This is a genomic window from Priestia megaterium, from assembly GCF_009497655.1.
Taxonomy (GTDB): Bacteria; Bacillota; Bacilli; order Bacillales; family Bacillaceae_H; genus Priestia; species Priestia zanthoxyli.
Window position 1 is genome coordinate 623136 of the sequence record NZ_CP023317.1, and the last position, 13446, is coordinate 636581.

10 protein-coding genes are annotated in these 13446 nt (G+C 39.1%); 9 read left to right on the forward strand and 1 reads right to left on the reverse strand.

Features of this window, described 5'->3' with window-relative positions:
• The first annotated feature begins 25 nt into the window (after positions 1–25).
• The 9 genes from CEQ83_RS03315 to CEQ83_RS03355 all read left to right on the forward strand — a co-directional run bounded on the left by CEQ83_RS03315 (position 26) and on the right by CEQ83_RS03355 (position 11942).
• Complete coding sequence (locus CEQ83_RS03315; protein ID WP_034267741.1) at positions 26–874, forward strand: phytoene/squalene synthase family protein; 849 nt, start codon at positions 26–28, stop codon at positions 872–874.
• A 185-nt stretch (positions 875–1059) separates the two neighbouring features.
• The gene (locus CEQ83_RS03320; RefSeq protein WP_098113552.1) at positions 1060–1401 is read left to right on the forward strand and encodes a P-II family nitrogen regulator; all 342 of its coding nucleotides are present in this window, start codon (positions 1060–1062) and stop codon (positions 1399–1401) included.
• 37 nt (positions 1402–1438) lie between these two features.
• A complete protein-coding gene (locus CEQ83_RS03325) occupies positions 1439–2839 on the forward strand; it encodes an ammonium transporter (RefSeq protein WP_034327384.1) in 1401 nt (466 codons plus the stop codon).
• A gap of 149 nt (positions 2840–2988) precedes the next feature.
• Positions 2989–4503 carry an alpha-amylase family glycosyl hydrolase gene (locus CEQ83_RS03330; protein WP_098113550.1) on the forward strand — a complete coding sequence of 505 codons (1515 nt, stop codon included), beginning with the start codon at positions 2989–2991 and terminating at the stop codon, positions 4501–4503.
• A gap of 57 nt (positions 4504–4560) precedes the next feature.
• The gene (locus CEQ83_RS03335) at positions 4561–5595 is read left to right on the forward strand and encodes a LacI family DNA-binding transcriptional regulator (RefSeq protein ID WP_028412401.1); all 1035 of its coding nucleotides are present in this window, start codon (positions 4561–4563) and stop codon (positions 5593–5595) included.
• A gap of 345 nt (positions 5596–5940) precedes the next feature.
• The gene (pruA, locus tag CEQ83_RS03340) at positions 5941–7488 is read left to right on the forward strand and encodes an L-glutamate gamma-semialdehyde dehydrogenase (protein ID WP_098113549.1); all 1548 of its coding nucleotides are present in this window, start codon (positions 5941–5943) and stop codon (positions 7486–7488) included.
• Positions 7489–7511: 23 nt separating this feature from the next.
• Entirely contained in the window at positions 7512–8717 is a 1206-nt protein-coding gene (locus tag CEQ83_RS03345; RefSeq protein ID WP_098113548.1) for an ornithine--oxo-acid transaminase, read from the forward strand.
• 103 nt (positions 8718–8820) lie between these two features.
• On the forward strand, positions 8821–10500 hold the full coding sequence (locus CEQ83_RS03350) for a M20/M25/M40 family metallo-hydrolase (RefSeq protein WP_098113547.1): 1680 nt from the start codon (positions 8821–8823) through the stop codon (positions 10498–10500).
• 23 nt (positions 10501–10523) lie between these two features.
• Positions 10524–11942, forward strand: coding sequence for an amino acid permease (locus CEQ83_RS03355; RefSeq protein ID WP_098113546.1), 1419 nt, complete (start codon positions 10524–10526; stop codon positions 11940–11942).
• A gap of 27 nt (positions 11943–11969) precedes the next feature.
• Here CEQ83_RS03355 and CEQ83_RS03360 read toward each other — a convergent pair whose 3' ends face one another.
• Positions 11970–13382 (reverse strand): sigma-54 interaction domain-containing protein, encoded by a 1413-nt coding sequence (locus CEQ83_RS03360; protein ID WP_098113545.1) that lies wholly within the window; start codon positions 13380–13382, stop codon positions 11970–11972.
• Between the last annotated feature and the right edge of the window lie 64 nt (positions 13383–13446).

Genomic DNA, 13446 nt, shown 5'->3' on the forward strand with positions numbered 1-13446 from the left:
CCTTTAATAGAGAAAGGGGTCCTATATGATGAACATTTCGTTAGACAAAGCGTACACTCAGTGTGAAGAAATTATTAAAGAAAACTCAAAAACGTTTTACAAAGCTTTTTCCATGCTGCCGTCAAAACAAAGAAAGGCAGTATGGGCGGTATATGCATTTTGCCGTCAAGTCGATGATATTGTAGATGAAGGAAGTAATCCTGAAATAGAGCTGCAGCAATTCGAAGGAGAATTTGCTCGGTTTAAAAATGGAGAACTATTAAACGAAAGCGCCATGTGGGTAGCTCTGCGCAATGTATTTGAACAATATGAAATGAATGTTCAAGCATTTGACGATATGATTACCGGTCAGCGAATGGATTTAGTAAAAAAAGAATACGATACGCTTGATGAAGTGAAAACATACTCCTATCATGTAGCGAGTACGGTAGGGTTAATGCTTTTACCGATTTTAGCTCCAACTACTCATAAAGAATTAGAAGAAGAAGCAGTTGCGTTAGGCATTGCGATGCAGCTGACCAACATTTTAAGAGACGTGGGGGAAGACTTAGAGCGAGGGCGCATTTATTTACCGAAAGACCTTATGAATTCTTACGGATATACGCGCACGCTATTAGAGAACCGGTGGGTCACTTCTGAATTTATAGAAATGTGGGAGCACCTGGCCAAAGAAGCAGAAATGTATTATATAAAAGGGCTTCAGTCGATTCATAAATATCCCGTGGCTTCTCGTTTACCTCTTACAGGAGCGGCGCATTTATACCGAGCAATTCTTGATAAAATTCGAAAAGAACATTATGAAGTATTTACAGAAAAGCATTTTGTCACAAGTCAAGTGAAAAAGCAAATTATGACATCTATTTCTACGGGGTAACGCAAAGGAGCTACTTTTCCTTTGCGTTACTTTTTTTTGAAAAGATATGAAAGCGTTAACTATTATGTAAATAAGAAAAAAGTCTCATTTTTATCACATATTAACTTGAATATTCAGAAAATTACCTATATGATAATATACATAACATTAAATGTTAATAAAACTAACATGAAAGAGGGGTTACAATGAAAAAAGTGGAAGCTATCATTCGTCCAGAAAAATTTCAAGCACTGCGCGTAAAATTAGAGGAAGTAGGAATAAACGGATTAACAGTCTCAGAAGTGGCAGGCTGCGGTCAGCAAAAAGGAGAGCAGGGACTGTTCAGGGGACAAAGTTTTGAAATCAAACTAGTACCTAAAGTCAAGGTAGAAATGATTTTAGAAGCAGAACAAGTTCATGAAGTCATTAAGATCATTCAATCAATTTGTTCTACGAACCAAATAGGCGACGGAAAGGTTTTTGTCTATCCGGTAGAGGATGCTGTACGAATTAGAACAGGAGAAGCAGGTGTAGAGGCTATTTTATAAAAAGAGAGTGTTATTTTAATAGAGGGGGAGTTAAGCGTTGAAAAAGAAAATTAGTGCGGTTTTGTTTATTAGTTTGTTGGCGGCAACACGCGTTAATGCAGCTGATCCAACTGTCGAATCAGTCAGTGCATCAATTGACATGATGTGGGTAATGTTTGGGGCAGTGCTTGTGTTTTTAATGCACGCAGGGTTTGCGATGGTTGAAACAGGCTTCACTCGTTCGAAAAATTCGCTTAATATCTTAATGAAAAATATGCTAACGGTAGCTGTATCTTCCGTATTGTATTTTGTGATTGGTTTTGCCCTTATGTTTGGAAATTCAAAAGGAGGATTTATCGGTTCAAGCGGTTTCTTTTTAAATGGAGAAAGCGATCAAATGAGCTTTTTCGTCTTCCAAATTGTTTTCGCAGCAACGTGCGCTACGATTATTTCAGGAGCGGTAGCGGAACGTATGAAACTATCCAGCTATATGATGCTCACGATTGCTATGGTAGCTGTGATTTATCCAGTTGTAGGTCACTGGGTATGGGGAGGAGGGTGGTTGTCCAAACTAGGCTTCGTAGATTTTGCAGGATCGACAGTTGTTCATTTGACCGGGGCTCTTGGTGCGGCTGTAGCAGTTACTTTTCTAGGAGCACGTCTTGGAAAGTATGGAAGCGATGGAAAAGTCAATGCTATTCAAGGGCATAACATTCCGCTTGGCGCATTAGGTGTATTTATCCTCTGGTTTGGCTGGTTTGGATTTAATGGAGGAAGTACATTAGCAGCCGATCCTGCTCTTGTCCCGGGAATCATTGCAACAACATTAATGTCTGGGTCATGCGGAGTCCTGTCTTCTGCTTTATACACAAAGTTTCGCTACAAACGTATTGATGCTAGCTTAACATTAAACGGTGCCTTAGCTGGACTTGTAGGGATTACAGCTGGAACAGCAAACGTATCGATCCCGGGCGCGATCGTCATTGGGCTGATTGCAGGAATTATTCTAGTAGAAGCTGTGCATTTTATCGATAGCAAAATGAAGTTAGACGATCCAGTTGGCGCTATTACTGTTCATGGAATTTGCGGTATTTGGGGGACGTTAGCAGTGGGGCTGTTTGATACAGCTAACGGTTTATTTTATGGTGGCGGCGTACAGCTATTAGGTATTCAAGCTCTTGGAATTATAGCTGTGATGGGCTGGACAATTGGAACGGTTGGGTTATTCTTATTTGTTCTCACGCGTTTTTCTTCCATTCGAGTATCAAGCGAAGAAGAAATTGCTGGTTTAGATTTTGCTGAACACGGTTCATCCGCATACGAATTTCGTGAAAGTTTTGTAGCGACAGGAGACGGCAATCTTCATCCTGAATTTGGTGTTGGATTGATTGATCGATTAAATAAAGTGGGTAAAGTATCGGATAAACCTCATATATCGAACGTAAATGAGACGATATAGCAGTATATAGATAGAAAAAAGTGATTAAAAGTAAAAACTTTTAATCACTTTTTTTGTTTTTATCAACTTATTTAACAATAATGTAAGCGTTAACGTTATAATGGAAACAAAAGTGAGTTTGAAACAGTTCGTCTATAGGAGGGGAATAGATGAAATGGAAAAGGACAAGTATGCTACTTATACTATTATTGCTTTTTGGAAGCAGCGCCTCAGCGCAAGATCATAAAGATATACGTGATGAGGTGATATACTCATTGATGATTAACCGTTTTTATAACGGAAGTGAACAGAATGATCGAAATGTTAACTATGAACGCTCAGATGCCTATTATGGAGGCGATTTACAGGGAGTAGCACAAAAGTTAGACTATATTCAAGAGATGGGATTTACCGCTGTTTTATTGACTCCTTTTATGGAAAATGATGAGACAGGCTATCATGGATATGCGGTGACCGACCATTATAAAATAGACGATCATTTTGGAACGTTAAAAGACTTACAAAATCTTGTGAAGAAAGCACATGAGCGCAATATAAAAATTATGGTCGAATTTCCTTTGACAATCAGTAACAATCATACCTGGATAGCAGATAAAGGAAAACAAACATGGATAAGTAATGAATCCGGTACGGATAACGAAGTAATTAAAGCATTGCCTCACCTTAACTTAAAAGAAAGCGCCGTGCAGAAATACCTTATTAAAAATGCTGCCTGGTGGAGCAAACAAACAGATATTGACGGATATTACGTTAAAGATATCGATCAAGCTCCTTCTGCATTTATTTCATCTTTTTCTCAGACGTTAAAAAGCATGGATCCTTCCTTTCTATTAATAGGAGAAATAAACGGGCATTCATTAAAAAAAAGTGAGCAGGCTGATTCATTAGGAATGGATTTGCTTGTAGATAGAACGCTAGCCGAAGCCACTGCTGCTACGTTTAGCGGTACTAATCGTCCGCAGAAAATGTTGTATGACAAGTGGGAAAAAGGAAGTAATTTGCCTTTAGCCAATTTTTTAGATGATGTTCATAGCACACGTTTTACAGCAAAAGCATTAAAGAGTGAAAACCATCCTGGAGCCCGAACAAAGCAAGGGCTTTCCTACCTTTATACTTCGCCGAGTGTACCGATCGTTTTTTATGGAACAGAAATTGCGCTGAATGGGGGAAAGGGAGCAGAAAATTATGGCATGATGAATTTTTTAGCTAATCCCGATATTATAGATCATTTAAAAAAACTGGCTGAACTTAGAGCAAAATCGCCTTCTCTTCGAAAAGGAAGCTTTACCCTTGTGTCTGAGCAAAAAGGTGTGGCCGTATACAAGAGAAGGTATAAGGACGAAACGACGTTTGTTGTGATTAATAATACAAAGGAAACGTCGGCCATTAATGTACCGCTTAAAAAAGTTGGAAAAGAAAATGAATTAAGAGGGTTAATAACGGAAGGAATTATACGACCAGTTGACGATGTATACAACATTTCATTGGAGCCTGAGACGACAAATGTATATAAAGTAGTGAAAAATTCAGGGGTTAATATTGGATATATCGCAGCGGTTGCCGCTGTTTATACGGGATTCGGCATCTTTTTGTACAAAGCATCGTCAAAAAGAAGAAAAGAAAAGAAAATTTCTCAATCTCATAAAAAGGACAGCGCGTCGTAGTTGTCAAACTATATTGGATAAGTAGTAATGAAGAAAACATAATTAAGAGGTGGAATTATGGGTGTAACAATAAAAGATGTGGCAAATTTAGCAAATGTAGCCCCTTCGACGGTATCTCGCGTCATTGCAGACAGCTCAAGAATTAGTGAAAAAACAAAACAGCGCGTGCGATCGGCTATGAAAGAACTTGGTTATCACCCAAATATTATTGCGCGAAGTCTAGCAAATCAAACGACAGAGGCAGTCGGCCTAGTGATGCCGAGCTCAGCAGACAAGGTGTTTCAAAATCCATTCTTCCCAGAAGTGCTAAGAGGAATCAGCACCGGAGCTCACGAAAACAAAAGAGCGATTTATATGTCCACTGGAGAAACGGAAGAAGAGATTTTTGCAGAAGTTGTTCAAATGGTACAGGGAAGACGAGTGGATGGATTAATTTTGCTGTACTCCAAAGTTGATGATCAAGTACTTTCTTATTTGCAAGAACAGAGCGTTCCGTTTGTAGTTATTGGAAAGCCGTTTAAGCATAGTGAAAGCATCACGTTTGTTGATAACGACAATTTTAAAGCTGGAAAAGAAGCGACGGAATATTTAATTGAATCTGGTCATGAGCGTATTGCTTTTATTGGTGGAAGTCTTGAATTAGTCGTTACCATTGACCGTTTAACAGGCTATGATAAAGCGATTCAAAAAGCAAACATTCCTTACCGGGATGAGTATGTGATTCATGAAGAATTTCTACAGAAGGGAGGAAAAGAAGCTGTTTGCGAACTTTTATCTCTAAAAGAACGTCCAACGGCTCTAGTAGTAGCAGATGACTTAATGGCATTAGGCGTTTTAAATACATTGGATGAAATGGGAATTTCGGTTCCTGAAGACATCTCTATTGTCAGTTTTAATAATGTCTTAATCGCTGAAATGGCTAGACCAGCTCTTACATCAATTGATATTAATATTTTTGAACTTGGTTATCAGGCTGTAAGCTGCTTGATTAAGCAGATTGAAACGCCATATGCTGTTGCAGAACAAGTGCGCGTTCCTCACAAAATGATTAAAAGACAGTCCTGCAAAACCATTCAAATGACGAAAAGATAACGTAATACACAAATAGAAAGAGGCTGAGACAAAAGTAGTGTAGTTGAAGGAAGATCCGAACGAGTTTGATTCTTGATGGAGAATCAAACTCGTTCGGATTTTTTCGTTTTTAGATTGAATTGATTTAGGTATGTCTCAACATCCTCTTTACGCAAAAAAAATTGGCATTTTAAGCGCCAAAAAAATATACATATGCCAATTATTTTTTCTTTTATCAAAAAGAAAGAATGATATTAGTAGTGAAAGCCTTGATGATAAAGAGGCTGTAAAGTTTTATTAAAAGTTGGCACGCTATTTGCATAACTATAAATTAAACAAAGATTTGCATACTAGGAGGCATATATCATGGTAGTTTCTTATTCTCATGAACCATTTACAAATTTTAAGGACGAAAACAATAAACAGGTATTTCAAGAAGCATTAACATATGTGAATACACAGCTTGGCAAGACGTATCCACTTGTAATCAACGGTGAAAAAGTGGAGACCGAAGAGAAAATTACGTCTGTTAACCCAGCAAACATAAAAGAAGTAATTGGATATGTATCTACAGTAAATAAAGATCTAGCAGAGCAAGCAATACAGTCAGCTCTAAAAGCTTTTGAAACGTGGAAAAAGTGGAAAGTAGAACACCGAGCAGATATTCTTTTCCGCGCAGCGGCCATCATTCGTCGAAGAAAGCATGAATTTTCTAGTTATCTTGTAAAAGAAGCAGGAAAGCCTTGGAACGAAGCAGATGCTGATACAGCAGAAGCAATTGATTTTTTAGAGTACTATGCACGTCAAGTCCTGACATTAAAAGACGGTTCCCCAGTACAGAGCCGAGACGGTGAGTATAATCAGTACAATTATATTCCGCTTGGCGTAGGTATTATTATTTCACCATTTAACTTCCCGTTAGCTATTATGGCTGGAACCGCAGTAGCAGCTATTGTAACCGGAAATACGATTTTATTAAAACCAGCTGATGCCACTCCTGTAGTAGCAGCGAAATTTGTAGAAGTAATGGAAGAAGCAGGATTACCAAAAGGCGTATTAAACTTTATTCCTGGTGCTACACCTGAAATTGGTGACTACTTAGTGGAACATCCAAAAACACGCTTTGTTTCATTTACCGGCTCGCGTGCAGTGGGTTGCCGCATTTACGAAAGAGCAGCAAAAGTACAGCCGGGGCAAAAATGGCTAAAACGTGTTATAGCTGAAATGGGCGGAAAAGACACGGTGGTTGTAGACAAAGATGCTGATCTTGATTTAGCAGCTTCTTCAATCGTATATTCTGCATTTGGTTTTGCAGGGCAAAAGTGCTCCGCAGGTTCTCGTGCTGTTGTGCATCAAGATGTATATGATGAAGTGCTTGAAAAAGCAGTTGCGCTAACAAAAACATTAACTGTTGGCAACCCGGAAGAAGTTTCGACTTATATGGGACCTGTTATTCACGAGGCTTCGTACAATAAAGTATTATCGTATATTGAAATTGGAAAAGAAGAAGGGCGTCTCGTTGCGGGAGGAGAAGCAGACAATTCAACTGGATACTTTATTCAGCCAACTATTTTTGCGGATGTAGATGAAAAAGCTCGTCTCATGCAAGAAGAAATTTTTGGTCCGGTAGTAGCATTCTCTAAAGCGCGAGATTTTGATCATATGATGGAGATTGCAAACAATACAGAATATGCATTAACAGGCGCTTTATTATCAAATAACCGCGAGCATATTGAACGCGCCCGTGAAGAGTTCCATGTTGGAAACCTGTATTTTAACAGAGGATGTACAGGAGCGATTGTAGGATACCAGCCTTTTGGCGGATTTAATATGTCAGGAACGGATTCAAAAGCAGGGGGACCGGATTATCTAGTTCTTCACATGCAAGCAAAAACAACATCTGAAACATTTTAATTGGAAAATAAGGAGGAATAAATATGACAACTGAAACACAAAAAACGGTGAAAATTATTGAGCAAACAGAAAAGTTTGGGGCACATAACTATCATCCGCTGCCGATTGTAATTGAAAAAGCAGAAGGCGTATGGGTACACGATCCAGAAAATAATAAATATATGGATATGCTAAGCGCGTATTCCGCTGTTAACCAAGGACATCGTCATCCGAAAATTATTGAAGCATTAAAACGTCAAGCTGATAAAGTAACGTTAACGTCACGAGCGTTTCATAATGATCAGCTTGGTCCATGGTATGAAAAGATTTGTAAATTAACAAATAAAAATATGGCTCTTCCAATGAATACGGGAGCAGAAGCGGTTGAAACAGCCATTAAAGCTGCACGCCGCTGGGCTTACGATGTGAAAGGTGTTGCTGAAAATCAAGCACAAATCATCGCATGTGTGGGCAACTTCCACGGTCGTACAATGACAGCTGTTTCATTATCATCTGAAGCAGAATATCAACGTGGTTTTGGACCGATGCTTCCAGGACTTCAAACGATTCCTTACGGTGATTTAGAAGCGTTAAAAGCTGCTATTACACCGAATACGGCCGCATTTTTAATTGAGCCAATTCAAGGCGAAGCAGGTATCGTTTTACCTCCAGAAGGCTTCTTAAAAGCTGCAGCTGACTTATGTAAAGAAAACAATGTGCTATTTATTGCTGACGAAATCCAAGTCGGCTTAGCGCGTACAGGCAAGATGTTTGCTTGTGATTGGGAAGACGTAGAACCAGATATGCTGATTTTAGGTAAAGCGCTTGGAGGAGGAGTTTTCCCTATTTCTTGCGTAGTCGCTAACGAAGACATTTTAAGTGTCTTTAACCCTGGCTCTCATGGTTCAACATTTGGAGGAAACCCGCTTGCTTGTGCCGTATCATTAGCTGCTTTGGAAGTAATTGAAGATGAAGAACTTCCAGCGCGTTCATTAGAATTAGGTTCTTATTTCAAGCAGAAGCTCCAAAGCTTAAGCAATCCAGTTATTAAAGAAGTGCGCGGCCGAGGCCTGTTCATCGGGGTAGAATTACACGAAGAGGCTCGTCCTTATTGTGAAAAATTAAAAGACCAAGGTTTGCTTTGTAAAGAAACGCATAGTACGGTTATTCGTTTTGCTCCGCCCCTAACGATTTCAAAAGAAGAGTTGGACTGGGCAATTGAACGAATTGAAAAAGTATTTGCTGAGTAATCGGTTTAAAATAAATAAAAATAGTACGATATGTATATATCGTACTATTTTTGTTCATATGCAGCTAAATAACGTTTTTATTTGATAGGCAGGAGGAATAGAAGTGTATACCCAACTCTCACAGCTAAGCATAGAAGAGCAAGTTGAATGTTTAACAAAAGCGTTAGTGAAAATCAAAAGTATCAATGGGACAAGCGGCGAAGTAGAGATTGCTGATTTCATTAAAAACACGCTTCAAAGTTTTCCTTATTTCAAAGAAAATCCCCTTCACGTTTGGGAACAGAAAATTAATGGCGATACGCTAGGTAGAAAAAATGTATTTGCTTTTATTCAAGGCAGCAAAAAAAATGCTCAAACAATGATTTATCACGCTCACTTAGATACGGTTGGCATTGAAGATTTTGGTCCATTAAAAGACATAGCGTTAGATCCAGAAGAACTTCAGCACTATTTCTCTATGCATAACATTAATGAAGATGTACAGCGAGATGCTCGTTCAGGTGAATGGATGTTTGGAAGAGGAGCCGTTGATATGCAAAGTGGAATTGCTGTACATTTAGCCAATGTGCTGCATTTTACTAAGCATCGAGATCAATTAGAAGGAAACGTCCTTTTTATGGTCAACCCAGATGAGGAAAGTCAGCATGCTGGAATTATTTCTGCTGTTTCTGAACTGAACCGTTTGAAAAAAGAGAAAAATCTTTCATATGTAGCAGCGATTAATACCGACTTTATTACACCTCTTTACGATGGAGATTCCACGCGCTATATTTATACAGGAGCTGCTGGGAAACTGCTTCCATGTTTTTATATTTACGGAAGGGAGGTACACGTAGGAGATACGCTTGCTGGTATAGATCCTAATTTGATTGCATCTGAGATTACGGGAAGCATCCATAACAATATTAATCTAGCTGAAAATATTGAAGGAGAGCTGGTACTGCCACCTTCCTGTCTGTATCAACGAGATAATAAAGAGGCTTATAATGTGCAAACCGCCGTAAGCAGTCATTTGTATTTTAACTATTTCATCTATGAACGAACGGCAAAAGAAGTGATGAGTCAATTAATTGGATTATCAATCGAAGCATGTGAAAAAGTAGAGAAAAAACTTTCTGATTATTACGAACTTTTTGCGCGAAGAACGAATTTACCAAAGCGAAACTTGTCTTGGCAAGTGGATGTTGTGAGTTTGGAAGATTATCTGGAAGAATTGGATCAAAAAGGGATAAATGCTCAGGCTTGTATTGAACGAGCTTTCGAACAGTATGCGCATTTAGAACTTAGAACAAGGTGCTTTAAAGTAATTGAAGAACTTCAAAAGTTAGATCCGCATCAAAGTCCGCGCGTAATTGTCTTTTTTGCACCGCCTTATTTGCCTCATAATCACTTGAAGAAAGACGAAAGCAGAGATCAGCAGCTTCTTTATCCTTTACAAGCGGCTGTGGAGAAGGTTGGAAAACAGACGGGAGAGACGTTTCAGTTTAAAAATTTTTTTCCCTACCTAGCGGATGGCAGCTTTTTATCTCTTCATGAGACAGATGAGGAAATCGATGCTTTTACACGTAACTTTCCGGGGTGGGGGATTGCAGGGGCGATTCCTTTCCGTGAAATTCGAGAGTTAAATATTCCGTCCATCAATATAGGAGTATATGGGAAAGACGGACATAAGTGGACAGAGCGAGTGTATAAGCCTTATTCGTTCGGCGTCCTTCCTAAGCTGATTCAAGAAACAACTGTTCAGATGCTAAAAAGTAAGCATGCTTGTACAAACCACATATAAGAAAATGAAGAACGGAGGTACCGATGAATAGACATACAGAACAAAACCAATTACAGAGAACAATGAAAAGCAGACATTTATTTATGATTGCGTTAGGAGGCGTGATTGGAACAGGCCTATTTTTAGGTTCGGGTTTTACTATTAGCCAGGCAGGGCCGGGAGGAGCCATTCTTGCTTATATAATAGGCGGCTTCCTCATGTACTTAGTTATGCTTTGTTTAGGAGAGCTAGCGGTAGCAATGCCGGTTTCAGGTTCCTTTCAAGAATACGCTACAAGGTTTTTAGGACCTTCTACAGGCTTTATGATTGGATGGCTGTACTGGTTCAGCTGGGCAAATACGACAGGGCTTGAATTTACGTCAGCAGGAATTTTAATGCAGAGGTGGTTTCCTGATGTACCTATATGGTCATGGTGCTTGATTTTTGGCGTCATTACGTTTTTAATTAACGCTCTTTCTGCTCGAAGCTATGCTGAAACTGAGTTTTGGTTTTCGAGTATTAAAGTTACGGCTATTATTCTATTTATTTTAATTGGAGGAGCTGCTGTTTTTGGTTTTATTGATTTTAAAGGAGGAGAACCCGCACCGTTTCTTTCACATTTTACCCAAGGCGCAGGTCTTTTTCCAAATGGAATACTGGCAGTTTTATTGACTTTAGTAACGGTTAACTTTTCGTTTCAAGGAACGGAGCTTGTCGGCATTGCAGCAGGAGAAAGTGAAAGTCCTGAGAAAACGTTGCCGAGATCTATTCGAAACGTCATTTGGAGAACGCTGTTTTTCTTTGTGTTAGCTATGTTTGTTTTAGTCTCTATTCTGCCATACAAAACAGCGGGAGTTATTGAAAGTCCGTTTGTTGCCGTATTAGATCAAATTGGAATTCCCTATGCAGCGGATATCATGAACTTTGTCATTTTAACAGCTGTGTTATCCGTGGCGAACTCTGGGGTCTACGCTGCTTCCCGTATGCTTTGGTCATTGTCAAACAGCAATATGGGGCCAAAACCTTTAAAGAAATTATCTTCAAAAGGTGTTCCAATTAACGCGTTAATTGTGACGATGATTATTTCGGGATGCTCGCTGATTACAAGCGTCGTGGCTGCTGAAACCGTATATCTTTGGTTTATTTCGATTTCAGGAATGGTGACCATTATTGTTTGGATGTCCATTTGTGCCTCTCAATTTATGTTCCGCCGTCGTTTTTTAGCGGAAGGAGGAGATGTAAAGGAATTGAAATTTAAAACGCCCCTTTATCCGTTCGTTCCTATTCTAGGTTTTTGTTTGTATGGACTTGTATTAATCAGCTTAATTTTTATTCCGGATCAACGAATTGGTCTTTACTGCGGGGTCCCTTTAATTATTGTACTCTACGTGTATTATCACGTAGGAATCAAGAAAAATATTAATCAAAAACAATCGGATTCACCGGTTTATAAAGCAAAATAAAAAAGAAGTGCACTGTGCACTTCTTTTTTATTTAGAGCGGATGTCTAATCGTTTCATACGATACTGCAAGCTTTGTCTAGTCAGCCCTAGTATCTTAGCACTTTTTGAGATGTTGTGGCTGTGTTGTTCAAGCGTTTGTTTAATACATTCTGCTTCGAACGCTAACAGCTGTTCCTTTAAAGGAAGAGGAGGGTGAAAAGCGCTTGGATAAGAGGGTGCTTCACCGCTTGTTTTATCTTCAAAATGTTCATGCTGCTTTAGCTGGAACTTTGTTCTGTATTGAAAAGGAAGGTGAGAATAGTGAATAACATCTTCATCCATCACCAAGTTCATTGCACCTTCAATAATGTGTTCTAATTCCCGTACGTTTCCTGGCCAGTCATAAGAGAGAAAAGAAGACATGACTTGGTGATCTACGGTTTTTACATTCATCTGAAACAAATCATTGTATTTTTTGATGAAAAACTTTGTTAATTCAATAATATCTTCTTTTCGTTCACGAAGAGGAGGAATAAAAAGCGTCACGACGCCAAGTCGATAATATAAGTCTTTACGTAATCGATTTTCTGCAATCGCATCGATTGGGTCTTCATTCATGTTCGCGATGACTCGAACGTTCACCGGTTTGTCTACTGTATCCCCAATTCTTCGTACGGTTTTTTCTTGCAGTACTCGAAGAAGCTTAGCCTGCAGATTTGGATTCAACGAGTTGATTTCATCTAGCAGTAATGTGCCTCCTTGCGCTTGTTCGAAAAGACCAGGATTATCCATTGCACCTGTAAAAGCTCCGCGTTTCGTACCGAACAAAAGGCTTTCAATTAAATTATCCGGTAGCGCAGCGCAGTTTTGTGAAATAAAAGGAGCGGAAGAGCGGCTGCTGCCATTATGTATGCTTTGGGCAAACAGTTCTTTCCCCGTGCCTGTTTCTCCAATAATTAAGACATAAGAAGGAGTTCTAGTGGCGCGCTTAGCGTCTTCAATAACATCGTGAACGGCTTGACTGCTTCCGATGATGCTATCAAACGTAAAGCGTGTGTTTCCTTTTTGCCTAATGTTTTGCCGGATTAGACGCTCTAGTTTCGTCACGTCTTGAGCAATTTCAACCGCTCCTTGAATGACACCGTTTTTTAAAATAGGGAAGGTATTATTAATCGTCGTGATTTCTTGTCCTTGATTGTTGAAATACGTTTGTTTGACGTTAACCGTTTCTTTTCCTTTTTGCAGCGCCTGTACAAGCGTGCTTTGCTGATTTTCTTTGAACATAAACACATCTAACAAGTTTTTATGTAAAACGTCTTGTTCATCCATCAGCTCCATCTTTGTCATCTTTTCATTGTAAATAATGGTTTTTCCTGTTTCATCGACCGCATGGATACCGGCATCGACTTTATTTAAAATGGTTTCATATATATGTTTAAGAGTGCTTAATGTATCGGTCATTCAAATACTCTCCTTTAGCGGTGTTCATATCTCTATTTAAACAAAAATAGCTGAATTCTGATAG